This window comes from Sphingobacterium bambusae (assembly GCF_033955345.1).
Classification (GTDB): domain Bacteria; phylum Bacteroidota; class Bacteroidia; order Sphingobacteriales; family Sphingobacteriaceae; genus Sphingobacterium; species Sphingobacterium bambusae.
This window is the reverse complement of record NZ_CP138332.1, coordinates 3,573,516-3,596,916: the sequence shown is the minus strand read 5'-3', so window position 1 is coordinate 3,596,916 and position 23,401 is coordinate 3,573,516. Positions and strand designations below refer to the sequence as shown.

The 23,401-nt window shown below is 43.3% G+C and carries 28 protein-coding genes; 6 read left to right on the top strand and 22 right to left on the bottom strand.

Annotated features, from left to right (window positions below):
- Positions 1 to 113 precede the first annotated feature (113 nt).
- The 3 genes from SCB77_RS14935 to SCB77_RS14925 form a co-directional block, all read right to left on the bottom strand.
- Positions 114 to 1,070, bottom strand: a complete 957-nt coding sequence (locus SCB77_RS14935; RefSeq protein WP_320182802.1) for a hypothetical protein — start codon at positions 1,068 to 1,070, stop codon at positions 114 to 116.
- A 101-nt stretch (positions 1,071 to 1,171) separates the two neighbouring features.
- Entirely contained in the window at positions 1,172 to 2,323 is a 1,152-nt protein-coding gene (gene gmd, locus SCB77_RS14930; protein WP_320182801.1) for a GDP-mannose 4,6-dehydratase, read from the bottom strand.
- Positions 2,324 to 2,438: 115 nt separating this feature from the next.
- Positions 2,439 to 3,002, bottom strand: coding sequence for a hypothetical protein (locus tag SCB77_RS14925; protein ID WP_320182800.1), 564 nt, complete (start codon positions 3,000 to 3,002; stop codon positions 2,439 to 2,441).
- A 58-nt stretch (positions 3,003 to 3,060) separates the two neighbouring features.
- Between SCB77_RS14925 and SCB77_RS14920 the strand changes: the two genes are divergently transcribed.
- From SCB77_RS14920 to SCB77_RS14910, 3 genes are read left to right on the top strand one after another with little or no spacing between them, the layout of a single operon-like run.
- Complete coding sequence (locus SCB77_RS14920) at positions 3,061 to 3,378, top strand: hypothetical protein (RefSeq protein WP_320182799.1); 318 nt, start codon at positions 3,061 to 3,063, stop codon at positions 3,376 to 3,378.
- A 26-nt stretch (positions 3,379 to 3,404) separates the two neighbouring features.
- Positions 3,405 to 4,319, top strand: a complete 915-nt coding sequence (locus tag SCB77_RS14915; RefSeq protein WP_320182798.1) for a lysylphosphatidylglycerol synthase transmembrane domain-containing protein — start codon at positions 3,405 to 3,407, stop codon at positions 4,317 to 4,319.
- A gap of 4 nt (positions 4,320 to 4,323) precedes the next feature.
- Positions 4,324 to 5,034, top strand: coding sequence for an SDR family NAD(P)-dependent oxidoreductase (locus SCB77_RS14910; RefSeq protein ID WP_320182797.1), 711 nt, complete (start codon positions 4,324 to 4,326; stop codon positions 5,032 to 5,034).
- Positions 5,035 to 5,051: 17 nt separating this feature from the next.
- Here SCB77_RS14910 and SCB77_RS14905 read toward each other — a convergent pair whose 3' ends face one another.
- Complete coding sequence (locus SCB77_RS14905; RefSeq protein ID WP_320182796.1) at positions 5,052 to 6,404, bottom strand: alpha/beta hydrolase family protein; 1,353 nt, start codon at positions 6,402 to 6,404, stop codon at positions 5,052 to 5,054.
- Positions 6,405 to 6,531: 127 nt separating this feature from the next.
- On the opposite strand from SCB77_RS14905, the gene SCB77_RS14900 reads away from it, so the two are divergent.
- Positions 6,532 to 7,269: a lysophospholipid acyltransferase family protein gene (locus SCB77_RS14900; RefSeq protein WP_320182795.1), complete on the top strand. Its 738-nt coding sequence runs from the start codon at positions 6,532 to 6,534 to the stop codon at positions 7,267 to 7,269.
- Here the strand turns inward: SCB77_RS14900 and SCB77_RS14895 are convergent, their stop codons facing one another.
- Positions 7,270 to 8,415 (bottom strand): glycosyltransferase family 2 protein, encoded by a 1,146-nt coding sequence (locus tag SCB77_RS14895; protein ID WP_320182794.1) that lies wholly within the window; start codon positions 8,413 to 8,415, stop codon positions 7,270 to 7,272.
- The gene (locus SCB77_RS14890; RefSeq protein WP_320182793.1) at positions 8,393 to 9,343 is read right to left on the bottom strand and encodes a lysylphosphatidylglycerol synthase domain-containing protein; all 951 of its coding nucleotides are present in this window, start codon (positions 9,341 to 9,343) and stop codon (positions 8,393 to 8,395) included. Before SCB77_RS14890 ends, SCB77_RS14895 begins: the two co-directional genes overlap by 23 nt.
- Positions 9,344 to 9,516: 173 nt before the next feature.
- Between SCB77_RS14890 and ruvC the strand changes: the two genes are divergently transcribed.
- Complete coding sequence (ruvC, locus tag SCB77_RS14885) at positions 9,517 to 10,080, top strand: crossover junction endodeoxyribonuclease RuvC (protein WP_320182792.1); 564 nt, start codon at positions 9,517 to 9,519, stop codon at positions 10,078 to 10,080.
- On the opposite strand, the gene SCB77_RS14880 is transcribed toward ruvC, so the two are convergent.
- Positions 10,077 to 11,120, bottom strand: coding sequence for a hypothetical protein (locus SCB77_RS14880; protein WP_320182791.1), 1,044 nt, complete (start codon positions 11,118 to 11,120; stop codon positions 10,077 to 10,079). The genes ruvC and SCB77_RS14880 overlap by 4 nt on opposite strands.
- Before the next feature lie 477 nt (positions 11,121 to 11,597).
- Here SCB77_RS14880 and SCB77_RS14875 point away from each other — a divergent pair, with 477 nt between their 5' ends.
- On the top strand, positions 11,598 to 12,068 hold the full coding sequence (locus tag SCB77_RS14875; RefSeq protein ID WP_189626685.1) for an Lrp/AsnC ligand binding domain-containing protein: 471 nt from the start codon (positions 11,598 to 11,600) through the stop codon (positions 12,066 to 12,068).
- Between the two features lie 42 nt (positions 12,069 to 12,110).
- Here SCB77_RS14875 and SCB77_RS14870 read toward each other — a convergent pair whose 3' ends face one another.
- The 15 genes from SCB77_RS14870 to rplO form a co-directional block, all read right to left on the bottom strand.
- Positions 12,111 to 13,181, bottom strand: coding sequence for a M20 family metallo-hydrolase (locus tag SCB77_RS14870; RefSeq protein WP_320182790.1), 1,071 nt, complete (start codon positions 13,179 to 13,181; stop codon positions 12,111 to 12,113).
- Positions 13,174 to 13,974, bottom strand: coding sequence for a pyrroline-5-carboxylate reductase (proC, locus tag SCB77_RS14865; protein ID WP_320182789.1), 801 nt, complete (start codon positions 13,972 to 13,974; stop codon positions 13,174 to 13,176). Before proC ends, SCB77_RS14870 begins: the two co-directional genes overlap by 8 nt.
- Before the next feature lie 4 nt (positions 13,975 to 13,978).
- Positions 13,979 to 14,773, bottom strand: coding sequence for an acetylglutamate kinase (argB, locus tag SCB77_RS14860; protein ID WP_320182788.1), 795 nt, complete (start codon positions 14,771 to 14,773; stop codon positions 13,979 to 13,981).
- 21 nt (positions 14,774 to 14,794) lie between these two features.
- A complete protein-coding gene (locus tag SCB77_RS14855; RefSeq protein WP_320182787.1) occupies positions 14,795 to 15,757 on the bottom strand; it encodes a Rossmann-fold NAD(P)-binding domain-containing protein in 963 nt (320 codons plus the stop codon).
- A 12-nt stretch (positions 15,758 to 15,769) separates the two neighbouring features.
- The gene (locus tag SCB77_RS14850; protein WP_320182786.1) at positions 15,770 to 16,903 is read right to left on the bottom strand and encodes an aspartate aminotransferase family protein; all 1,134 of its coding nucleotides are present in this window, start codon (positions 16,901 to 16,903) and stop codon (positions 15,770 to 15,772) included.
- Between the two features lie 173 nt (positions 16,904 to 17,076).
- Positions 17,077 to 17,613: a 50S ribosomal protein L17 gene (gene rplQ, locus SCB77_RS14845; RefSeq protein WP_320182785.1), complete on the bottom strand. Its 537-nt coding sequence runs from the start codon at positions 17,611 to 17,613 to the stop codon at positions 17,077 to 17,079.
- Between the two features lie 152 nt (positions 17,614 to 17,765).
- Complete coding sequence (locus tag SCB77_RS14840; RefSeq protein ID WP_320182784.1) at positions 17,766 to 18,758, bottom strand: DNA-directed RNA polymerase subunit alpha; 993 nt, start codon at positions 18,756 to 18,758, stop codon at positions 17,766 to 17,768.
- Positions 18,759 to 18,849: 91 nt separating this feature from the next.
- Positions 18,850 to 19,458, bottom strand: a complete 609-nt coding sequence (gene rpsD / locus SCB77_RS14835; protein ID WP_320182783.1) for a 30S ribosomal protein S4 — start codon at positions 19,456 to 19,458, stop codon at positions 18,850 to 18,852.
- Between the two features lie 67 nt (positions 19,459 to 19,525).
- Positions 19,526 to 19,915 carry a 30S ribosomal protein S11 gene (gene rpsK, locus SCB77_RS14830; RefSeq protein WP_037498983.1) on the bottom strand — a complete coding sequence of 130 codons (390 nt, stop codon included), beginning with the start codon at positions 19,913 to 19,915 and terminating at the stop codon, positions 19,526 to 19,528.
- Positions 19,916 to 19,925: 10 nt separating this feature from the next.
- Positions 19,926 to 20,303 carry a 30S ribosomal protein S13 gene (rpsM, locus tag SCB77_RS14825; RefSeq protein WP_320182782.1) on the bottom strand — a complete coding sequence of 126 codons (378 nt, stop codon included), beginning with the start codon at positions 20,301 to 20,303 and terminating at the stop codon, positions 19,926 to 19,928.
- 30 nt (positions 20,304 to 20,333) lie between these two features.
- Complete coding sequence (ykgO, locus tag SCB77_RS14820) at positions 20,334 to 20,450, bottom strand: type B 50S ribosomal protein L36 (RefSeq protein WP_013665024.1); 117 nt, start codon at positions 20,448 to 20,450, stop codon at positions 20,334 to 20,336.
- A 47-nt stretch (positions 20,451 to 20,497) separates the two neighbouring features.
- Positions 20,498 to 20,716 carry a translation initiation factor IF-1 gene (gene infA, locus SCB77_RS14815; RefSeq protein ID WP_002997456.1) on the bottom strand — a complete coding sequence of 73 codons (219 nt, stop codon included), beginning with the start codon at positions 20,714 to 20,716 and terminating at the stop codon, positions 20,498 to 20,500.
- Between the two features lie 73 nt (positions 20,717 to 20,789).
- Positions 20,790 to 21,572 (bottom strand): type I methionyl aminopeptidase, encoded by a 783-nt coding sequence (gene map / locus SCB77_RS14810; RefSeq protein ID WP_320182781.1) that lies wholly within the window; start codon positions 21,570 to 21,572, stop codon positions 20,790 to 20,792.
- A 3-nt stretch (positions 21,573 to 21,575) separates the two neighbouring features.
- Entirely contained in the window at positions 21,576 to 22,919 is a 1,344-nt protein-coding gene (gene secY / locus SCB77_RS14805) for a preprotein translocase subunit SecY (RefSeq protein ID WP_320182780.1), read from the bottom strand.
- Between the two features lie 6 nt (positions 22,920 to 22,925).
- On the bottom strand, positions 22,926 to 23,372 hold the full coding sequence (rplO, locus tag SCB77_RS14800) for a 50S ribosomal protein L15 (protein WP_320182779.1): 447 nt from the start codon (positions 23,370 to 23,372) through the stop codon (positions 22,926 to 22,928).
- Positions 23,373 to 23,401: the final 29 nt, after the last annotated feature.

The window sequence follows — 23,401 nt, the reverse complement described above, 5'->3', positions numbered from 1 at the left end:
CATGCCCTACATAAAAACAGAAATCCCCTACTTTAATCTTTCAGTAAGGGTATTGAAAACGGTTGGAAGAATAATATAGAATTGAGGAGATTTTCGCTAAGAAACGCTGAGGCTTACTTTAGCACAATTCCAGCACGCCCCATGATTGCGTTGTCGTTGTAAAGTAGCACCGTGTAGGCTCCCTTTTTAAATTTATCCAACGACCACATGAACTGGTATTCTTCACCATTATTGGTGAAGTTGATGACGTCTTTAAAGGTGTACTGTAGTTTCTCGCCATGAACGTAGAAAAAATTATTGGCGTCGCCAAAAAGATTGCCTGCTGGATCTACCACGCGCACAAATATTTCTTTGTTGCCGCCCTTTGCCAATGCATTATCTGCCACAGAAAATAGGATCTGTAGCTGGTCCACCCGTCTTGCGCGACTTTCGATTTCCACGCTACCTTTTTTGGATATAGAAACACCATTTACATGGACATTAGATACCTTAAGACCCGATGCTACTGTTACTTTATCTCTTAGTTGCGTATTTTCCTTGGAAAGTACATTAATCTTTTTATCCGTTGCGACGACTTTGTCAGAAAGATCTTGATTCTCGCGCTGCAGTAGCTCATTTCTCACCTTCAGTTCGTTCAAGCTTACACGTAAGTCGGAAACGTCGCCTTTCAACCTTGTCACTTCCTGCTTCGCTTGCGAGATATCCTCTTCCGTTATCGTTTGTTCCTCTAATTTAACACGCAGTTCAGCAATTGCTTTACGAGCCCGAGCTTCGGATTCTTCCAAATTGGGATCCAAGGCCTCGGCACTTTTCAGCGTAATTAAATTATCCAATTCGGCCTCAATACGATCGATTTCTATCTGCAGATCCTGCTTTTGAATAGCCATCGTATAGAGTTTCTCTCCAGACGACTTAAATTTCACATAAAAATATACGTTGGTTGCAAACAATGCAGCAATAGCAATGATGAAAAAATAAATCTTCGAATTACCTTTTTTGATGGGTTCCTCATGAAATTTCTTCTCTGAACTAACTGTCCCTACCTTCTCAATATCCGCGTTCTTGTGCATTTTTACCTAGACGTATGTGGAGCGAAGTAACTTAATTATTATCAACAAATTAAAATAGCAAAAATTGTTCCAATTCGAGTTGTAACATTAAATTTAACATTTTACTCGAAGTAGTTCATACTATTGAATCCACCTTTGCGAAGATATTCTTCTTTTCGCATGAGTTGTAGATCACTGCTTACCATATCTTTAACAAGCATAGGCAAGGTAAACTTAGGCTCCCAACCTAGCTGATTTTTAGCTTTGCTCGGATCGCCGATCAACAAATCGACCTCAGTAGGCCTAAAATACTGCGCATCGACCTTCACAACGGTTTGTCCTAATTTAATATTTTCTACGGGAATCCCCAACCGCTCGAGCACCGCTTCGTCGCGATCTATAATGACGCCTTTTTCCTGCGCATCTTTACCGCTAAACTCCACCTCAATGCCCAATTCGGCAAAAGCCATACGAACAAAATCACGAACCGTCGTGGTGACACCGGTTGCGATAACAAAATCTTCAGGATTCTCTTGCTGTAAGATTAACCACATAGCTTCCACATAATCTTTCGCATGCCCCCAGTCGCGTTGCGCCGATAGATTGCCCAAATATAGACGATCCTGCAAGCCCAATGCTATTTTTGCTACCGCACGGGTAATTTTACGTGTTACGAAGGTTTCCCCGCGTACAGGACTTTCATGATTAAAAAGAATGCCATTACAAGCATACATATTATAGGCTTCCCGATAATTTACCGTGATCCAGTAGCCATACAATTTAGCAACAGCGTAGGGGCTTCGTGGATAAAACGGGGTGGCTTCGCTTTGCGGCACGGCTTGGACGAGGCCATATAGCTCCGAAGTAGACGCTTGGTAGATCCGTGTTTTGTCACTCAAGCCGAGCAAACGCACCGCATCCAGAATACGTAATGTACCTATTCCATCGGCGTTAGCCGTATACTCCGGCGTATCGAAACTCACCTTCACATGAGACTGTGCCGCGAGGTTGTATATTTCATCGGGTTTGATCTCTTGAATGATACGTATCAAATTCGTCGAATCAGTAAGATCTCCATAGTGCAAAATGAAATTCCGGGCACTTAGATGTGGATCTTGGTAAAGATGGTCTATCCTATCGGTATTGAAAGATGAAGAGCGTCTTTTTAAGCCGTGAACGATATATCCTTTTTTCAGAAGAAATTCTGCTAAGTAAGCACCATCCTGCCCGGTAATCCCTGTAACGAAAGCTACTTTCGGTTTATTCGTATCCATATTATCAAATAATACGCAAATTTAATAACATTTGCCTTTTTACCTTATTTATCTTCAAAATAAGCAAAATAAAAAAGCCACACCTAGGCGTGGCTTCTTATATTGTTATATATTTTTAGTCTTGTACCTTCGTGAAATTGAGCACCAAATAGCCAGTACCATTATCCAAAGGAATAGGCATACGCATCACTAAAGATTGCCCATCCGAATACGAAAGGTTCAAGCGGTATCCTGACGTTACGTTCGTTGCCTTCTCGCCAGAGTAAATCTTTTTGAACTGGAATTGCGGATGTTGGTTTTCGGTTTTCCCATCGTATACCGACCATACGATCGTGCGTACAGCTCCATCAGCACAAAGCGTCCCAGAGGCATTAAAGGTTATACTACCGCGATAGTTTCCACCTGGCAAGTTCCACACACTACCGATGAAGCAGTCTACCGGCGCCTCATCAAATATATTCTTAATGGTGTATGCTGCGGGAATATCTTCTCTGTCCACAGTATTCAACACCCACTTCCCTTTTAGACCACTACGCCACTGGCTGGCCGAAGGGCCGCTATCGCCCACCGAAGTGGAAGGTGCAGCAGTTCCAGAGGTTGACTTTCTTTGCGCTCCGCAGGAGCTCAATACCAATACCATAGCCATCAAGGTGAATACAGATAAGATATGTTTTCGCATAATGTAAAATTTAGTTTTCTATTTTTGAGTATATTCGCAAATATAAAAAATTGCGCTGATGACTTCATCCAAAAATCATACCATAAGCAAAATTGCCGCTAAAGCGATCGTTCGTGTTACGGTAATCCTTATCGCGCTTCCCATTATCCTTTATTTCACCAGGCCCGAAGCCATGGCTTCGCAGGTTTCCTTTCCGAACCCTTGGTCTATAGTAGCACCGGTGTTACTACTGATGAGCTTCCTCGCGCTCCTGATCGTTGTTTTACGCAACAAATACAGTAAAATGGAGTACAACTGGCTGCTTATACTATCAGGTATCTTCGTGTGCCTTTATCTCTTCCTATTTTACACTCGGGTTCTCCAGATATTGCAATAGAGCCCTCTTTAAAAAACGGAATTTTCATGACGAAAAATAAATATTGGCCTATTCTCAAAAACGTCGTAAAAGTTATCATCACGGCAGCTGCACTTTATTGGGTTTCCAAAAAGATATCTTTTCAAGACTTGGGCGAAGCGCTAAAAGACTGCAACCCACTCTATCTGTTCTTGGCACTGCTATGCTACACCTGTTCACAGATTATTGCCTCTTCACGGCTAAAAAGCTTCCTTGGCGTAATCGGACTGGAACTCAGCGAACGGTACAACTTTAGGCTCTATCAATTAGGACTATTGTATAACTTCTTCCTTCCGGGCGGAATAGGAGGCGACGGCTACAAAATCTATTTTCTGAAAAAGAATTACGCGGTGCAAGGACGGAAAGTGCTGAGTGCGGTGTTCTTTGATCGGCTCAGTGGCCTGTGGGCGCTAAGCATCATCACCGGATGCCTGATCATCTTTATGCCCCGGTTAGCGATTCCGAATAGCATCACCATCAGTGTGCTACTTATCGGCACGGCATCCTACATCTACTTTTTGCGATTATTTTTTAGGCCTTTCCTCTCAAAGTTCTTCATTACTCACTTGAAGGCATTAATGGTACAAAGCTTACAAACACTGAGCGCTATTAGTATCCTATACGCACTAAATTTCGATGGCAAATTCTCTCCGTACCTGTTGATATTCCTATTGTCATCGCTTGTAGCAATTGTACCCTCAATCTTGGGTGGTGTGGGGCTCCGCGAATCGCTGATGTCCTTCGGAGCAGAATATTTTCAGCTGGATGGACACCTTGCCGTATTGATCAGTTTGATTTTTTACAGTATCTCCCTTTTGGTCGCATCGTCGGGGATTTATTATATTTTGAGACCACAGCGACTAGGAGCAGATAAACTGCCCAGCGCGGAAGAAGTAGAAGAAGAATTAGAAAAAGAAGAATAAACATATGGCAAACATCGTCATTACCGGTGCAAGTAGCGGCATCGGGTTTGAAGCTGTGTTAGATCTTACAGCAAACAAAGCGAACAATGTTATCGCGCTTGCCCGATCGGCAGACAAGCTGCGCAAGCTCCATGAGATTGCAACATCACTCAATCCGGATGGAGGAAAACTGTACCCTGCACAGTTTGACATCGCCTACGACAATTACCCCGATTCGCTCATCCCTTTTATCACCTCCAAGTTTGACAAAGTAGATATATTGATTAACAATGCTGGAGTTCTTGTAAACAAGCCTTTTTTAGAAACCAGTTTACAGGACTTTGCAGCAGTTTTTCAAACCAATCTTTTGGGACACGTCAACATGATACAGCATATTGCTCCGCTTATGCGTGAAGGAGGACACATCGTTAACATCGGGAGTATGGGAGGCTACCAAGGATCTTCCAAATTTCCAGGACTATCGGCTTACTCGGCAAGCAAAGGTGCTTTGGGTATCCTAACAGAATGCTTGGCTGAAGAGTTTAAACCGCAAGGAATAAAGGTAAATTGCCTCGCCTTAGGCTCGGCCCAGACAGAAATGTTTGAAGCAGCCTTCCCCGGCGTAGAAGCAAGCACATTGGCTTTTGAAATGGGGAGATATGTTGCAGAATTTGCACAGAATGGCCATAAATATTATAACGGGAAAATATTACCCGTATCCAGCAACACCCCATAATTGGCTATCGGATTGGATCATTGCTTATTGATCCAATCCGACAGATCACGCATCACACGCTCGTTAAACGTCTCTTCAATTGTCGCATATTCTTGTGGTGCCCCCGTATCCGCACGTTGAAAAAAATGATTCAAGCCTTCGTAGGCCTGTAGAAAATGTGCTCTTTTTTGTGGCAGGTGATCGGTCAGGCTTTCCAAATTTGGCGCAAAGGGCACCTGCAGGTCTTTGGTACCAAATGCAGCAAAGACCGGAACATCGATCTTTTCGATAAAAGGTACTGGATTTATCCGCATGAAATAACGGAAACTAGGCAATAGCATCATCTTAAACTCCGCTTCCTGCGCAGGCGTCAGCTTTCCAAAAACTGGCGTAACATTATTCAATATTCGTGTGTAAGCCTGTTGGTCGGGCAACTTACCCTTGATAAGGGCAAAGTTGCGTTTATTTATCTCCCTTGCTTCCTGTAGTTCTTTTTTCGTCATGCCCTGAACCCGCCCCAGTTCATGGGCTTGCAATACCATCAACGAATCTATTGGAATTGCCGGAGCGGCAAGCAGTGCTATGAAGCTAAGCTTAGTAGCCTTCTGTCCGGCTAGTAGCGCGGCAATGAGCCCCCCTTCACTGTGCCCAATAATACCCACCCGTGTAGGGTCTACCTGTTGCTGTTTTTGCAAAAATGCAACTGCTGCAATAGCATCTTTACTAAAGTCGCCGATAGTGCTCTGTACATAATTGCCGGTCGATTTCCCCACACCGCGTTCATCGTATCGTAGTACCACTATCCCCCGTTTAGTGAGGTAATCCGCTATCACTTTAAAAGGCTGATGCCCCTCTATCGTTTCGTTTCGATCTTGCGGGCCACTTCCCGTAATCAAAACTACAGCCGGATGTTTGCCTTCCGACCGCGGGATGGTCAGTGTGCCGGCGAGCCTCACCGCATCAAAATTATTTTGGAAGGACACATCCAAGGTATCATAACTGTAAGGAGGTTGCGGAAGTTGAGGACGCCGTTGAGCGGGCATACGAAAAGCGTGCAAAGTTAACGGTAGCAAGGCATGATGTTGGCGCACGAGCCCCTCGAGTTTACCAAACACAAATCGTCCACGAAACGAAAAATCGATCGATGCCGCCTCAAGATACAATGAATCATCGCGAACGACGATCTTATCAAAGGGCATCGTCGACATCGATTGCACCGGACCAACCATATCGCCTTCCCACAGGCCGTCCGCATCTTGTCTTAAGTGAAAAACAATGGGCAAGGTCGCCCCTTGAATGCTCAACTCTCCTTTCCAACTCCCTTCCACGGTTCTACCAAAGCCCAGACAGGACTGTAGAAACAACAGCACTAAAAGTAAACAACACTTCATTCCATACCTATTTATACGATTAGCTAACTAGCAAAATGTCGTCCAATTTTATGTACAAGTATAGGTCATCAAACCAAATGTCCATCTACTTTCATCGTATAAATAGTATATTTGCAAAATTTCAGACATGAGAAAGTTAATCGGTTTTATCCTTACCCCCCTTTTTTATTTCAGTTTTTCGCTGTCTCTTATCGTATTCCATCCTATCCAATGGCTTTGTTTAAAACTGGGCGGATACAAGGTTCATAAAAAAAGTGTCGACATATTAAATGGCTTTCTTGTTGCTTGCAACTACACGCTCTTCAACCGGACACGCTTTATTGACAACAAAAATATTCCCGTAGGCAGGCCGGTAATTTTCGTGGCAAACCACCAAAGCACCTTCGATATCCCGCCCCTGATCTTCTTTTTGCGCAGGTTTCACGGTAAATTTATATCCAAGATAGAATTGGCGCAAGCCGGCATCCCGAGCATATCGTTCAACCTAGTGCACGGAGGCGCTGCAAACATAGACCGTAAAGACCCCAAGCAGTCTATATCAGAAATATTGAAATTGGCCATGAATATGAAGACGAAAGGCTGGTCAGCCTTTATTTTCCCGGAGGGCACACGAACCAAAACCGGTCAGATGAAGCCATTTTCCATCGGCGGCATCGCCACTTTACTGAAAAAAGTACCCGATGCCCTAGTTGTCCCAGTAGCTATCAACGGATCTTATCGCATGGTAGAATATGGCATGTTTCCTTTGCGCCCATTTACATCGATGAGCTGGGAAGTATTAGACCCCATTGACACTGTAGGCCTAAATGCAGAAGAGATCGTAAAAAAAGCAGAAGAGATCATCAAACAAAAGATGGAAGGGTAATTAGTTTACCTTTCTATCTTTCCAACTATATTTCCCTACATTTCCTGCCACACCAATGTACAGCAGATACAGCGCATGAATCAGCGACAAAAAGGGTAAATTAACCAACAAGTTTCTTCGATCGGCGAACGCACATAGCGGATAGATAAAAATATACTCTGCTACTACTTTAAGTGCGAAAGCAATCAGAAACAACCCATGCAGATTAGGCAAATCGACTAAAAAGTGTACAGCAGCAGCCAATAAGGCCAAATTAAAGAGCCATATGCTTACGCCCAGTGCTACCACCTTTTTATCCTTATATCTGGTACTTTTGGATGCCCAACGTTTTCGCTGGCTGATGAAAGCTTTTAAAGAAGGCTTCGCATCCGTGTAAACAACAGCATCCTTAGATTTACAGAAACCTATTTTGTCGGCATGCTGCTCAGCCACCTTGTGCAGGAAAAGCTCATCATCCCCCGAAGCCAGATTGTCGATACCGTTGAATCCCCCCATGGCATAGAAGACATCACGTCGGTAGGCTAAGTTGGCGCCATTGCATGTTGTCGGATGTCCGTTGCCAATCCCGGCGGCGCCCAAACCGATAAGATATAGGAATTCCAAGGTTTGTAAACGTTCAAAGTAGCTCTTTTCCTCCGAATAAACCACCGGCGAAGAAAGCATTTTGGCATCCGACTGTTCGAAACAGGCAATGACGGTGGAAAGCCAGCGAACGCCCATGCGGCAATCGGCGTCGGTAGTCACCATAATATCGCCGGTAGCCGCTGCTATAGCACGGCTAATGGCCAATTTTTTATAGGAATTTAATTTATCACCTTCGTTAAGCTTGATCAACTTCACGCCGCGGGCAGCGTAGCCCGCAACAATGTCCGCGGTAGCATCTGTGGAATGGTCATCTACCACGATAATTTCCAGTCTATCTTTTGGAAAATCCTGTGCAACGATGCAATCCAGTGTGCGCGCAATATTCTCCTCTTCGTTGCGCGCCGCAATGAGCACCGACACCTTAGCCAAGCCGGGCTGTGTGGATTGTCGCCCTGAAAACCAGTTGATACGGTCCCAACCCCAGCGCATATACAACACCAAGAAGGTATACACAAGGGTCATTACTACCAAAAAAACATCAAGACTTGTTGTTATTGACATAATTAACATTAAAAACGAACACCGACCCCAAAATGGCCGGAAGTATTAAATTGACAAACCAAATGCAAGACACGATGGCCATCACTGCAATCTCTTGTGTAGTGATGTAGCTGTAAAGATTACTCGCCACAAAGCTACGTACACTAAAATCGAAAATATCTAAGGAAGGGACGGCGCTTTGGATAAAAAACAGGATAAAGATCATTAGTACCATTGCAGCAAAGGGCATACTGGGCAAAAAGACCAGCATCAATACAATATACTGCGAGGTAAAAATCACAAATCTCGCCAGCGACAAAAGCAGGACGTTAGTAAGCTCTCGCGTGCTAAAATCCTCTAAAACCGCAAAGAACGGTTTAATTTTCCGTAAAAAACGAAGACGTCCGACCAGCTTATCTACCCAATGCACATTGAAATAGAGCACTAAAAACGCCAAGGCGTAAATAATCCCCAGAAGCCATACCGCAAACTGCACAGCATCGGGTGTCGGTAGGTAGGTACATACAAACCAAGCGATACTCAAGGCGCCGAACACACTGGTAAGCACCAGCTGCGCAAACAAACCAACCCCCATTGCTACCGCACCCGTAGCCCTATTTTGCGCTTTCAGCAACATGATTCGGCCGCCATATTCGCCTATCCTATTCGGGGTAAAAATAGCCCAAGTAAGGCCACAAAAAACGGATTGTATAGATTTCCACCAACTTATTTGCTCTATACGCCGGCTCAAGTACTTCCACTTCACCACTTCTATAGCCCAGTTCATGAACATCATGATAACGACAAGGGACAAGGTCGTACGCACGGCCAGATCTCCCACGCCGTCCAGCAGGGCATTAAATTCACGAAGATTTTTTTGATTGTTGACCTTGGTGACGATAAACCAACAAGCCATTGCCACGATAGCAAGCTTGATGAGCAGGTTCAAATATTTTCTATGCTGTTTCGTCAACGATCCCAAATAAGAGCACAATGTTACTAAATTTTAGCGACATGTTAAGTTAACATAATCGATTAGGCGAAGCAAGCAAAAACACGGCCAACGGTGCTCAAATAAAACAATAGAAAAATTTTCTGCGGATAAAATTGTAATATTGCCTTATGCAACGAGAAAAGGCAAAAGAGCGGATAATTTTAGGCATCGACCCCGGAACAGTGGTACTTGGCTACGGATTAGTCAAGCAGGTGGGGCAGCAGATAAGCCTAATCTCGCTGGGCGTGATCAAGATGGGACACCTTGACGACCATGGACTTAAATTGCAACGTATTTTCAAGAAAACATCAGCACTGGTAGAACAGTACAAACCAGACTGCGTAGCACTTGAAGCGCCCTTTTATGGAAAAAATGTGCAGGTGATGCTGAAATTAGGTCGCGCACAAGGGGTAGCAATGGCAGCCGCCTTGAATTTTGACATACCCATTTTTGAGTATTCTCCGCGAAAAATAAAGCAGGCTGTTACAGGCAGCGGCAATGCCAGCAAAGAACAGGTTGCCGCCATGCTAAAAAACATCCTCAAATTCAATGAAACTCCAGAGTTCCTCGATGCTACCGATGGCCTAGCTGTTGCGGTATGCCATGCATTTCAGCAAAATATCAGTAGCGAGAGCAAAAGTTACAGCGGATGGGCCGCGTTCGTGAAAGACAATGAAAAACGTGTACGCTAGAGCTTGACCTGCCGGATAACATTTTTCACATTTAGCTCTACTATATCGGTCATGCTTTTGCATTTAAAGTAGGCATCATTCTCATAAAATGCAGCGTAACCTTCACGAAGCTGGTTGATGTTAGCTTCTGTAGACAGTTCTTGCGTCTGCGAGGCATCACGCAGATCCTTGATACGATGTCGTTCGCTGCGCACACGATGAACGATAGATGAGCGCTCCTCCTGTTGATACTGCAACACCGTCTTCTCATTAAGGTGCTCCATGGCAATCTTGACGTAGGGAAAATTTTCCTTGAAATACTGCGGCATATAGACCTTTGGATTTCCCTCGTAAAACTGTTGATCAAAGTCTATTGCTCGAATGCGAAATTGGAAATCGTCGAAATCAGGCGTTATTTGCATCACAAAATTGTAAGCGCGCATATCCCCCAAAAGGGAAATGATACATCGTTCGTTGAACTTCACAAACTCCTTTGCAATACGCGTTTGGTTATAATCTGGGTTCAGGATATTGCCTTTACTAAAAACATCCCCTGGAATACCGACGATATGCTCTTCTACGAGCGTTTCCCGATCAACGAGATAGTTCACTTGGTTGGGGGAAAGAATCTCTTCCAGCTCTAAGCCATAGATGCGCGAAGCATCAGCCTGCTTAATATAAAAGTAATCATACACATCGTTCAGTCTATTGATGATCCTTACCCGAAAAGGTCTCGTATTGCCAAAAGCACAATATTCTATACGATCGATGATCTTATGCTCTACAATGCGTGTATTTCCCGATGCTTTCAGGATGGCGTAAACCACTTTAAGTCCTTCATACAACTGATCGACTAGATAAGGCGGATAGAGCGGCGTTTCCCAAAAGGTATCCTCGCCATATTTATCCATTACAGGCACTGTTTCCGTAAAGTTTAACAGATCTTTATAGGCCACGGGGAGTTTAGCATCTCGCTGATACATGCGGAGGTACTTTGCAAGTCCTGTTCCCACGGGATACATCGGTTTCTTTCTTGATATCTTTACATCATCCATTTCCATAGCCTAGCATTTTAGGTAAAGATAACATTCCTAGCAACAAGAGATGCGCTTTTTTCGCGCACGATGATAGCTCGATTTATGAAAAAGCTTGGACCCTAGTACGAGGCAGATAGCAGCAAGGAAAGCTATAAAAATGAAACATTTACAATAATCGAATGATTTGTTACAAAAAACAAAATCATATCCCAAAAATACTTACTATTTTTACAAAAAAAATAAAATTTTCATTGAAAATCGGTGTATATAGAAAAGCTTATAAAAAGGAAGAAGCTCCCCGGGCGAGGAGCTTCTACGCTAACCAATTATAAACCTATGTTATTTTGAGGGAAGTAACATACCTTTTTAACAAAACTACTATTTTTTATCTCGTTTTGTTAATACAAATATAAAATATATGCGATTTCTCTGCAAATTTTATTTGATTTTTATTTATTTTACAAAAAGTATTAGAAAATTTTAAAACAAATCACCATTTACATGGATAAAAAGTATTCAAATTACGATTTAGACAATTTAGATGTTCAAATTTTGTCTATTTTAATGGAAAACGCCTCAATTCCATACACAGAAATAGCAAAAAAGCTGATAGTTTCGGGAGGAACTATACACGTGAGGATGAAAAAGATGGAAGAACTAGGAATAATCAAAGGATCAGAGCTCATAATCAACCCACAGAAGGTAGGTTTTGATATTACGGCCTTCTTGGGAATCTATTTGGAAAAAGGTTCGCAATATTCCGATGCTGTAAAACAGCTTCAATCCATTAAAGAGGTTGTGGAACTACACTATTGTACGGGGCAATACAGTATGTTCGCAAAAATTGTATGCCGTGATACAGCTCATTTACGGAAAGTATTGAACGAGGACATCCAAGCGCTTACCGGAATTCAGCGTACAGAAACCATTATTTCTTTGGAAGAGAGCATCAAAAGGCAGATTTCACTTTAAAAAAACAGAAAAGCCGGTCGATTGACCGGCTTTTCTGTTTTTTTAAAGGATATTTCCGAGTAAATCTATATAAAATTGCACACCGCGATCTATTTCATCTGTAAATATGAATTCGTCAGCTGCATGTGACCGAGCAGAATCTCCAGGGCCTACTTTCAGCGAAGGAACAGGGAGCAACGCTTGGTCGCTCATTGTTGGGCTACCATAAGTTGCCGATCCCAGCTGCAGGCCAGACTGAACAATCGGATGGTCAAGGGATATGGTTGATGGGTTCAATCGGGTAGACCTCGGACGTATATCGAGATCGACATGCTGCCGAATGATATCCAACACGTCCTGGTTTGTATACACATCTGTGGTACGCACATCCACCACGAAGGTACAGGAAGCGGGCACCACATTGTGCTGCGAGCCTGCATTAATCATTGTGACCGACATCTTTACCGGCCCTAGATGTTCCGAGGTTTTAGGAAATGTAAATGTTCGGAACCATTCTATCGCCTGCATAGCCTTGTAAATAGCATTTTCGCCTTCTTCGCGTGCAGCGTGCCCAGCAACTCCCGTTGCTTCACAATCCAACACCATCAATCCCTTTTCGGCTACCGCCAAATCCAACAGCGTCGGTTCACCCACAATAGCGAAGGCAATAGGCTTCAAATGTGCATAGGCCGCCTCTACCCCATCCTTACCAGATATCTCTTCCTCCGCGGAGGCCAAAAAGCATAGGTTGTATTGGAGATCGTCCCTTTCATAATAATACAAAAACGCGGCGATGAGCGACACCAAACAACCGCCAGCATCATTGCTGCCCAGCCCAAATAATTTTCCATCCTCCACGCTTGGCGTAAACGGGTCTCTGCTATAACCGGGATTAGGTTTTACGGTATCGTGATGCGAGTTCAGCAAAATAGTGGGCTTCTGCTCATCAAAATAACGGTTGTAGGCCCAAAGGTTGTTGCCCAAGCGGTCGTAGCTAACGGAATGTTCCTCAAGAAAACGACACAGCAGATCTGCTGTGTCGTTTTCTTGCCTACTAAAGGAAGGTATAGCAATAAGTTGCTTGAGCAGCGTCGTACATTCTGCTGCTAGAACGGCTGTAGAGAGACTAGTCATTATAAAGCCCTCCAGCTTTCTTTGCAGAGAGCTTGATGCCTTTTATAAATGCAGAGCTGAACCCATTATGTTCCATCTCGTTAAGCCCAGCGATGGTACAACCCTTTGGCGAAGTAACTTTATCAATCTCCCCCTCCGGGTGATTTTGCGTTTGCAACAAGAGATCGGCAGCGCCCTTAGCGGTTTGCACGGCCATCTTGAGCGCATCATGGGCATGAAAACCAATTTCTACCCCACCTTGGGATGCAGCCCTGATTGCCCGTAAGAAGAAGGCAATACCGCAGGCACAAAGCGCTGTAGCCGATGTCATCAAATCTTCTTGAATAACGACCACCGCGCCGACCGCTTCAAAAAGCGCTTCCACTTGCGCCACCGCATGATCCGCCGCATTGTCTGTCGCAATACAGGTCATGGACTGGCCTATGGCGATAGCCGTGTTGGGCATCGCGCGCACCACAACCGAATCCGCACCCAAAACGGCTTTCACATCGGCACAGCTCACGCCGGAAACCACAGACACGATAATCTGATCAGGTCTGACAACAGGTTGAATTTCCTCCATCACCTTTCTCAATTGTTGAGGGAGGATGGCAAGGACAACGATATCCGCTTGGGCTACGGCTTCCGCATTTTGGTCGCTGGTTCCAAACCCTAACTCGGCTTCCTCCTTTAAGGCAGCAATATTTCGTCTTGTCAAGGTGATATCAGCAGCCTGGTACTGCCCCGATTTCACTAAACCTTTCGCCAGAGAGAAACCAATGTTCCCACTGCCAACTATCGTTATCTTACTCATGATATTATTTTGCTAATAAACAGGTACCGAATTCCCCTTGTTGATACAAGTGGAGGTTCAAGGCATTGCCAATATATACATTTTTCACCCCTTTACCAATAGCGTGAAAAGCATTCTCGAGCTTAGGAATCATTCCTTCGTAGATGATCCCGGCCGATTTCAATTCGTCAAAATCGTCTGCTTTGATTGTTTTGATAACCGACTTATCATCGTTAACATCCCTCAGCACACCATCTTTTTCAAAACAGTATATCAGCCTAGTATCATAGATCTTCGATAGGGAAACAGCAAGTGAAGAAGCAATGGTATCCGCATTGGTGTTCAGCAACTGTCCCAAGCCATTGTGCGTTATAGCCGAAAAAACCGGCGTAAAGCCCGCTTCCAAAAACTTCTTTACACTCAAAGTATTGACGCTATCGACCAAAATATCGCCCACATAACCATAGTCTATCTCACGGACCGGGCGTTTTACAGCCTTTATGGTATTTCCGTCGGCTCCACTAAGTCCAAGTGCATCACAACCAAATTTTTGGAGCGCGGATACAATTTTCTTATTGGTAAGCCCAGCATACACCATAGTCACAATGTCGAGCATCGGCGCATCTGTAACACGGCGACCGTCGACCATTTTGGCCTCGATACCGAGTCCAGCCGCCGTGCGCGTTGCTACTTTACCACCTCCATGAACGAGGATTTTCTTACCTTGCAAGGCTGCAAATTTCTCTAGAAAGCTCTGTAATTGCTCTTCATCGTCAATTACATTCCCCCCTATTTTTATAACATTCAACACACTACCCATCTAATCGAATATAATCTTTTTTTATTTCAAATTTTCCAACATTCGCTTTAGCACCACCTGTGCTGCCCATACGCGATTACTTGCTTCTTTGATCACCAATGAATTGGGACCATCTAATATCTCGGACGACAATTCCAGATCACGACGAACCGGAAGGCAGTGCATAATCTTCGCATCATTCGTCAGCTTCAGTTTATCATTGTCCATCATCCAATTCTGTGCGACGGGATATACTTCGCCATACTCTTGGTAGGAGGACCAATTTTTTACGTAAACAAAATCAGCACCTTTCAGGCTCTCCTCCAAATCGTCCGATATGGTGGCTCCTCTGGTAAAATCTTCGCAAAGATCATATCCCATGGGGTGCGCGATGGTAAAATCAACCAATCCCTGCTCTTGCGCTTTGCACATCCACTCCGCAAAGGAGTTGGGCACCGCCTGTGGCAATGCTTTCACGTGGGGAGCCCAAGCAAGCACCACTTTCGGCTTTTCCACCTTTTTATGTTCTGTGATGGTAATCAAATCCGTCAAACTCTGTAGCGGGTGTCTAGTGGCACTCTCTAGTGATACCACCGGCACGCCACAGAACTTCACGAATTTATTGAAAAGATCTTCCGTATAGTCGGCTTCTTTATCTTTTAGGCTGGGAAACGATCGCAAGCCTAGAATATCGCAATATTCCCCCATCACGGCGGCGGCTTCACGTATATGTTCTACCGTGTTGCCGTTCATAACAATGCCGTCCTGCGTTTCCAACGCCCAACCGTCCTTATCCATATTCATCACCATGACGTTCATGCCCAAGTTCATGGCAGCCTTCTGGGTGCTCATGCGCGTGCGCAGGCTAGGATTCAAAAATACCAAGCCTAAGGTTCTGTTCTCGCCCAACGCCTTATTGTCGTAGGGGCTTGCTTTCAAAGCCAATGCATCCTGAACTACTTTGGACAGATCATCAACGTCTGCTACCGAGAAAAATTTATTCATCTTTATCTTTGATTACGCTTTCAATCGTTCGTCGAAAGCCGTTAAAAACCGATCAGCAATACTCTTATCAATATTTAATGCAGGCAATATCCGGATCACATTGGGTTTTGCCTCGCCGGTAAATATACGGTTCTTTAAAAGCAGATCTTTCTTTACTTGGCTAAGCTCTTCGGGCAGTTCGATACCGATCATTAATCCCCTACCGCGAACCTCCTTCACTTTATCGAATTTCTTCAGCTCATCGATCAAATAATCACCAACAGTACGCGCATTATTCAGCAACTGCTCAGATTTAATCACGTCCAACACCGCTACTGCCGCAGCGCATGCCAAATGGTTTCCACCGAAGGTTGTGCCCAGCAAACCAAAAGAAGCCTGAAACTTAGGCGCTATGGCCACCGCCCCTATCGGGAAACCATTGCCCATTCCTTTCGCCATCGTGTAAATATCGGCGGAAATGCCTGCGTAGTCATGCGAAAAGAAATCGCCCGTACGGCCATAACCACATTGAACAGAATCGGCAATAAAAACAGCGTCGTGCTGATCGCATAAGCTACGGATCAACTTCAGAAAAGGTATGGAGGCCTCGCGTATGCCGCCTACACCCTGAATACCTTCAATAATGACCGATGAGATCTCGTCGCCGTAAGTGCTAAAAGCATTTGACAGGGCCTCTTCATCATTAAAAGGCAGGAATACCACATTGTCTGTTTCATTTACGGGAGCCACAATAGCAGGGTTGTCTGTAGCAGCCACCGCTAGGGAAGTACGTCCATGAAACGATTTCGAAAAGGCGATAATCTTCTTTTTCTTATTATGGAAGGAGGCTAATTTCAATGCGTTCTCATTGGCCTCAGCACCAGAATTACAAAGAAATAAGGTATAATCTTCCTTACCCGAAAGCTCGCCCAACTGTCGGGCCAATTGCTTTTGGATAGGGATTTCAATTGAATTGGAGTAGAATCCGATACGATTCAATTGGGTAGTCAATGTTTCAACATAGTGTGGGTGCGTGTGACCAATCGATATCACCGCATGTCCACCATACAGATCGAGGTATTCATTACCTTCGGCATCCCAAATTGTAGAGCCTTTAGCTTTTACAATATTAATGGGATTAATAGGATAAACATTAAATAAGTCCATTTACGATAAAATATTAGGAGGCGAAAAAACTCCCGTAGGCAAATATAGGTAAGACACCGTGGAAAAAGTCAAGAAAAAACAAGAAAATCTAAGCAGGGCAAAAACAACAAAATCCCCAACTGCACACAGTTGGGGATTTGCTATACATGAAGAAGGATTTCTCCTTCGAAGATTTAGTCTTCTTTCTTCTCTTCCGTTGCAGGAGCTTCCTCAGCAGGTGCTGCTTCTTCAGCTTTAACATCTTCCACTACTTCTACAGGAGCTTCTTCTGTTTGTTCAGCTGCTTTCTTTTTAGCAGATCCGCGACGGCGTGTAGTTTTCTTTTCCGCTTTAGCTGTTTGACCGTAAACTTCGTTATAGTCAACCAATTCAACAAACGCCATTTCAGCGTTGTCACCCAAACGGTTTTCCAACTTGATGATACGTGTATATCCACCCGGACGCGTAGCTACTTTCTCCGAAATTTCGCGGAACAAGATAGTTACCGCTTCTTTGTCTTTCAAGTAAGCGAATACTGTACGACGTGAATGCGTTGTATCGTTTTTTGATTTAGTGATCAATGGCTCTACGTAAGTACGCAATGCTTTAGCTTTAGCCAAAGTTGTGGTGATACGTTTGTGCTTGATCAATGAAGTCGCCATGTTAGCTAACATCGCCTTACGGTGACTGTCAGTGCGGCCTAAGTGGTTTACTTTTTTTCCGTGTCTCATTTTAATTGTGTTGTTTTGTGCGTACCGTCTGCAGAAATTAAAAAGGTAAAAGTAAAAAAGTAAAAAACCTATAAAGTTTTCCTAATTTTTAATTTTTAACTTTTAATTCTCTAGGGAATTACGCAACAGGTCGCTTATTTATTAATTACTTATTATTCTTCGTCCAATTTGTATTTAGACAGATTCATCCCGAATGATAAACCTTTCGATTTAACCAGTTCCTGAATCTCGCTCAATGATTTCTTACCGAAGTTACGGAACTTCAACATATCCGCTACATCATAGGTAACCAGCTCAGCTAGTGTACGGATATCAGCTGCTTTCAAGCAGTTCAACGCGCGTACAGAAAGATCTAAATCAACTAATTCTGTTTTCAAGATCTTACGCATGTGCAAGATTTCCTCGTCAACAACTTTAGTTTCTTCTTTTGTTTGCGATTCCAACAACATATTTTCGTCAGAGAACAACATGAAGTGCTGGATCAAGATCTTGGCAGCTTCTTTCAAAGCCTCCTCAGGGTGAATAGAACCATCTGTAGAGATATCCAACAACAATTTCTCGTAGTCAGTTTTTTGTTCTACACGGTAGTTCTCTATCGTATATTTTACATTCTTAATTGGTGTATAGATTGAATCTACAGCGATCAAACCTACAGGACCATCAGTAACTTTATTTTCTTCAGCATTTACATAACCACGCCCCTTAGATACTGACAGCTCCACTTCGATAGTAACAGCACTATCCATGTTGCAGATCACCAAGTCAGGATTCAACACCGTAAAATTATTGGAGAACTTCGTAATGTCACCGGCTTTAAATTGTTCCTGACCATTGATCACTACAAAAATCTTCTCGTTGTCACCTTGCTCGCCTGATTTCTTGAAACGTACTTGTTTCAAGTTCAAAATGATTTCGGTAACATCTTCAACAACACCTTTAATAGTAGAGAATTCGTGGGAAACGCCTGAAAACCTTACCGACGTAATTGCATATCCTTCTAAGGAGGACAATAAAATACGGCGCAAAGCATTACCAATAGTTACACCAAAACCTGGCTCTAATGGACGAAATTCGAAAGTACCATCAAAATCCGTTGATTTTTGCATGATAACTTTATCCGGTCTTTGAAATGCTAAAATTGCCATTTATTTCTTTTTAAAAGTTTTTATTAATAACGTAAAATATAACCGAAGTAAGCGCAATTCTGTTAAGAATTCCGCTTACTTCAATTATTTATTATTTAGAGTACAACTCTACGATTAAATTCTCTTTGATATTTTCAGGAATATCTGATCTTTCAGGGAAAGATACAAATGTACCTTGCAAATCGTTAGCGTTCCACTCTAACCAACTGAATTTGTTGATTTTTCTGCCCTCTACGGAAGTAGAAATAGCTTCCAAAGATTTAGAACGTTCGCGAACAGCGATTACGTCACCTGGACGTAGGCTATATGATGGAATGTTAACAACTTCGCCGTTAACGGTAATATGCTTGTGGGATACCAACTGACGTGCTGCTGAACGTGTTGGCGCGATACCTAAACGGTAAACAACGTTATCCAAACGAGCTTCCAATAATCTTAGGAAGTTCTCACCGGTAATACCTTGTTTTGCAGATGCTTTTCCGAACAATGTGCGGAATTGACGCTCTAATACACCGTAAGTATATTTCGCTTTTTGTTTTTCTAACAACTGAATTGCGTATTCAGATTGCTTACCTCTTCTTTTTGAAGGACCGTGTTGTCCTGGAGGGTAATTCTTTTTTTCTAATGCCTTATCAGGTCCAAAAATTGGTTCTCTGAATTTACGAGCTATTTTGGACTTAGGTCCTGTATATCTTGCCATTTTTTCTTTCTGTTTGAAGTATCTGTCAGCCTATAGCTGGAGAATCTTATCTTAAACAATCAACTAATTAAACTCTTCTGCGTTTTGGAGGACGACAACCGTTGTGCGGAAGTGGAGTGATATCCTTAATGGTAGTCACATCGATCCCAACAGTTTGTAATGTACGGATAGCCGACTCACGTCCAGCACCCGGACCTTTTACGAAAACCTCTACTTTGCGCAAACCCAAATCATGAGCTACTTTACCACAGTCGTTTGCTGCTTGACCTGCTGCGTAAGGCGTGTTCTTTTTAGAACCTCTGAAGCCCATTTTACCAGCTGAAGACCATGAAATAGTTTGTCCCTGATTGTTTGTTAACGTAATGATGATGTTGTTAAAGGTAGCGTTGATATGAGCTTGACCAACAGGCTCGATAACGACGATACGCTTTTTAGTAACCTTTTTACTCTTAGCCATTTCTTAATTATTATTTAGTAGCTTTTTTCTTGTTTGCAACTGTTTTACGTTTACCTTTACGTGTACGTGAGTTGTTTTTTGTACGTTGACCACGGACTGGTAAATGTTTACGGTGACGTAGACCACGGTAACAACCAATATCCATTAAGCGTTTAATGTTCAATTGAACTTCTGAACGCAATGCACCTTCTACCTTGATTTCATCGTTGATGATAGTACGGATAGCTGCTAATTGATCATCGTTCCACTCGGAAACTTTAACGTCCTCACTGATACCTGCTTTTTCCAAGATGTAAGCAGCAGTAGAACGACCAACACCGAAGATGTAGGTAAGGCCTATTACGCCTCTTTTGTTTTTAGGTAAATCTATACCTGATATCCTTGCCATAGTATACTTTAAGCGATTATGTGATTTTTACTAGCCCTGACGTTGCTTGAACTTAGGGTTCTTTTTGTTGATTACAAAAACTTTTCCTTTGCGACGGATAATTTTACAGTCCGCGCTGCGTTTTTTTATAGATGCTCTTACTTTCATTGTAATAATATTTTAAAAGCTAAAAATAGCGACAAAAAACAATCCGTCTATTTGTAACGGTATGTAATTCGTCCCTTTGTTAAATCGTAGGGAGACATCTCCAATTTCACTTTGTCTCCTGGAAGAATCTTGATATAGTGCATACGCATTTTACCAGAAATGTGCGCGATAATCTCGTGCCCATTCTCCAATTCTACCCGAAACATCGCGTTAGAAAGTGCTTCCCTTATTATACCGTCTTGTTCTATTGAGGCTTGCTTAGCCATATGCTCTAACTTAATTTACATTTTAGCCTGCACAAACAGGAGTGCAAAGATAAATAAAAATATTGAAAACCAATTACTTTTTATCCAAAACTTTCTCTACGTGTTCGAAGGTAAGGAGCACGTCGGGTTGTCCTTTTCGAATGGCTACCATCTGCTCAAAGTGTGCAGAAAGTTTACCATCGATCGTACTCACCGTCCATCCGTCGTCCCAAAACTTGACACCCGCTTTTCCTTGGTTGATCATCGGCTCGATACATATCACCAAACCTGCTTCCAATTTCGGACCAGCACCACGTTTGCCATAGTTTGGTACTTCGGGCTTTTCATGCAAATGTAAGCCTACACCATGTCCCACCAATTCCCGCACGATACCATAATTGTATGGAGCAACATGTTCTTGAACTGCCGCAGAGATATCGCCAACACGCTTGCCCACTACTGCTTGCTCAACACCCGCAAAAAGGGATGCTTTGGTTACATCAAGTAGTTGCTGCGCTTCAGCAGATACTTCGCCTACCCCAAAGGTATAGGCCGAATCGCTTATAAAACCGTTCAGATTCACGCCTCCGTCCACGGAAACTAAATCGCCATCTTTGATCACATAATCACTGGGAAATCCATGCACGATTTGATCGTTCACGGAAATACAGAGCGAATACGGAAAGCCATGGTAATTTAGAAAAGCGGGGGTACCGCCATGATCATGGATATAATCATAGGCTAGCTTATCCAAGGACAAGGTGGTAATACCCGGTTTGATTTCCTTTGCTATCTCAGCAAGCAATAACGAGAGTACGTTAGCCGACTCTCGTATTTGCTCGATTTGATCTTCTGTTTTATAATAAACTTTAGACATTTATTAAATTGCTGATTGATCGATCCCTTCCACTGTAGCCGTTGAACGACCCTTAACGCGACCCGTCTTCATCAATCCGTCGTAATGACGCATCAATAGATGACTTTCGATCTGCTGCAAGGTATCCAACACCACCCCTACTAAAATCAACAATGAAGTACCTCCGAAGAAATGGGCAAACTGATTGTTCACGCCAAACTTACCAGCCAATGCAGGCATGATAGCGATCAACGCGATAAAAATAGCACCCGGGAAAGTAATCCTAGAAATAACATTGTCAATAAATGTATTGGTGTCGAAACCGGGCTTGATACCGGGGATGAAACCACCATTTTTCTTCATATCTTCCGACATCTGTTGCGGATTGACCATGATCGCCGTGTAGAAGAACGTAAATGCGATGATCAACAAAGCAAAAGTAACGTTATAGGCCACCGACGTGAAATCTCTCAACGCAAGCAAAAAGTCAGACTGTAAATTTGGAAAAAACTGCGATAAAGCCATTGGCAAGAACATAATTGCCTGCGCAAAAATGATCGGCATAACGCCGGCAGCATTCACCTTTAAAGGGATATACTGACGAACACCGCCCACTTGCTTGTTTCCAACGATTTTCTTTGCATACTGTACTGGCACCTTACGGATACCCTGCACCACGAGAATAGCAAAGATCACGACGAAGAACAACGCCACAAACTCCAATAGCAACGGAATAGGACCACCACCACTTGGGCTCATACGAGATGCCCATTCAGCGATGATACCGCCTGGCAATTGCGCAATGATACCCGCCATAATGATCAACGAAGTACCGTTACCAATTCCTTTATCGGTAATTTTTTCACCGAGCCACATCACAAACAAAGTACCCGCAGTCAATACGATAGCAGAAAGAATCGTAAACATAGGCTCAGGCAACGTTTTGGCTTCAGCAGGAACTTGTGTTTTCACATAAGCAACGGCTTGCACCAAGGTGATGGCCAATGTTAGGTAACGCGTAATCTGGGTCATTTTCTTACGACCAGATTCGCCCTCTTTCTGCATCTTCTGAAATGCAGGAACCGCAATCCCCAATAACTGAACAACGATCGATGCAGATATATAAGGCATCACGCCCAAAGCAAATATTGCCGAACGCGAGAAAGAGCCACCGGCAAACATATTGATCAAATCTAATATGCTGTTGCTGTCGTTGCTCTTAGCGCCTAGTGCATCGGGGTTGACACCTGGTAGAACCACGTGACAACCGATACGGTAGATTAGAAGAAGTAGTAAAGTCGTAATGATACGATTACGTAAATCTTCGATTTTCCATATATTGGTTAAGGTTGTGATTAGTTTCTTCATGTAATATTAAAGTTTTACGATAGAACCACCTGCAGCTTCAATAGCTTTTTGAGCTGAAGCAGAGAATGCATGTGCACTCACTTCAACTTTAGCCGAGAACTCGCCACGACCTAAGATCTTGACTAAGTCGTTCTTTGAAGCTAGGCCATGTACGCGTAACGCTTCGAAATCAATTACCGTCAAATTGTGTTTCGTAACCAACTCCTGAAGAACATCAAGGTTTACACCTACATATTCTACGCGGTTGATGTTTTTGAAACCAAATTTAGGCACACGACGTTGCAACGGCATTTGACCACCTTCGAAACCGATTTTCGTCGATGTACCTGAACGTGAACCAGCTCCTTTATGACCACGAGTGGATGTACCACCACGGCCAGAACCTTGACCTCTACCGATACGTTTCTTGCTTTTTACAGAACCTTTAGCTGGTTTTAAATTACTTAAATTCATTTTGTTTAAGATTGTGTTACGCCTTCGCT

Bases quoted from the DNA above. Each gene is read 5' to 3' on its own strand.
- SCB77_RS14935 (WP_320182802.1), bottom strand. From the start codon at position 1,070: ATGCACAAGAACGCGGATATTGAGAAGGTAGGGACAGTTAGTTCAGAG.
- gmd (WP_320182801.1), bottom strand. From the start codon at position 2,323: ATGGATACGAATAAACCGAAAGTAGCTTTCGTTACAGGGATTACCGGG.
- SCB77_RS14925 (WP_320182800.1), bottom strand. From the start codon at position 3,002: ATGCGAAAACATATCTTATCTGTATTCACCTTGATGGCTATGGTATTG.
- SCB77_RS14920 (WP_320182799.1), top strand. From the start codon at position 3,061: ATGACTTCATCCAAAAATCATACCATAAGCAAAATTGCCGCTAAAGCG.
- SCB77_RS14915 (WP_320182798.1), top strand. From the start codon at position 3,405: ATGACGAAAAATAAATATTGGCCTATTCTCAAAAACGTCGTAAAAGTT.
- SCB77_RS14910 (WP_320182797.1), top strand. From the start codon at position 4,324: ATGGCAAACATCGTCATTACCGGTGCAAGTAGCGGCATCGGGTTTGAA.
- SCB77_RS14905 (WP_320182796.1), bottom strand. From the start codon at position 6,404: ATGAAGTGTTGTTTACTTTTAGTGCTGTTGTTTCTACAGTCCTGTCTG.
- SCB77_RS14900 (WP_320182795.1), top strand. From the start codon at position 6,532: ATGAGAAAGTTAATCGGTTTTATCCTTACCCCCCTTTTTTATTTCAGT.
- SCB77_RS14895 (WP_320182794.1), bottom strand. From the start codon at position 8,415: ATGTCAATAACAACAAGTCTTGATGTTTTTTTGGTAGTAATGACCCTT.
- ruvC (WP_320182792.1), top strand. From the start codon at position 9,517: ATGCAACGAGAAAAGGCAAAAGAGCGGATAATTTTAGGCATCGACCCC.
- SCB77_RS14880 (WP_320182791.1), bottom strand. From the start codon at position 11,120: ATGGAAATGGATGATGTAAAGATATCAAGAAAGAAACCGATGTATCCC.
- SCB77_RS14875 (WP_189626685.1), top strand. From the start codon at position 11,598: ATGGATAAAAAGTATTCAAATTACGATTTAGACAATTTAGATGTTCAA.
- SCB77_RS14870 (WP_320182790.1), bottom strand. From the start codon at position 13,181: ATGACTAGTCTCTCTACAGCCGTTCTAGCAGCAGAATGTACGACGCTG.
- proC (WP_320182789.1), bottom strand. From the start codon at position 13,974: ATGAGTAAGATAACGATAGTTGGCAGTGGGAACATTGGTTTCTCTCTG.
- argB (WP_320182788.1), bottom strand. From the start codon at position 14,773: ATGGGTAGTGTGTTGAATGTTATAAAAATAGGGGGGAATGTAATTGAC.
- SCB77_RS14855 (WP_320182787.1), bottom strand. From the start codon at position 15,757: ATGAATAAATTTTTCTCGGTAGCAGACGTTGATGATCTGTCCAAAGTA.
- SCB77_RS14850 (WP_320182786.1), bottom strand. From the start codon at position 16,903: ATGGACTTATTTAATGTTTATCCTATTAATCCCATTAATATTGTAAAA.
- rplQ (WP_320182785.1), bottom strand. From the start codon at position 17,613: ATGAGACACGGAAAAAAAGTAAACCACTTAGGCCGCACTGACAGTCAC.
- SCB77_RS14840 (WP_320182784.1), bottom strand. From the start codon at position 18,758: ATGGCAATTTTAGCATTTCAAAGACCGGATAAAGTTATCATGCAAAAA.
- rpsD (WP_320182783.1), bottom strand. From the start codon at position 19,458: ATGGCAAGATATACAGGACCTAAGTCCAAAATAGCTCGTAAATTCAGA.
- rpsK (WP_037498983.1), bottom strand. From the start codon at position 19,915: ATGGCTAAGAGTAAAAAGGTTACTAAAAAGCGTATCGTCGTTATCGAG.
- rpsM (WP_320182782.1), bottom strand. From the start codon at position 20,303: ATGGCAAGGATATCAGGTATAGATTTACCTAAAAACAAAAGAGGCGTA.
- ykgO (WP_013665024.1), bottom strand. From the start codon at position 20,450: ATGAAAGTAAGAGCATCTATAAAAAAACGCAGCGCGGACTGTAAAATT.
- infA (WP_002997456.1), bottom strand. From the start codon at position 20,716: ATGGCTAAGCAAGCCTCAATAGAACAAGACGGTATAATAAGGGAAGCA.
- map (WP_320182781.1), bottom strand. From the start codon at position 21,572: ATGTCTAAAGTTTATTATAAAACAGAAGATCAAATCGAGCAAATACGA.
- secY (WP_320182780.1), bottom strand. From the start codon at position 22,919: ATGAAGAAACTAATCACAACCTTAACCAATATATGGAAAATCGAAGAT.
- rplO (WP_320182779.1), bottom strand. From the start codon at position 23,372: ATGAATTTAAGTAATTTAAAACCAGCTAAAGGTTCTGTAAAAAGCAAG.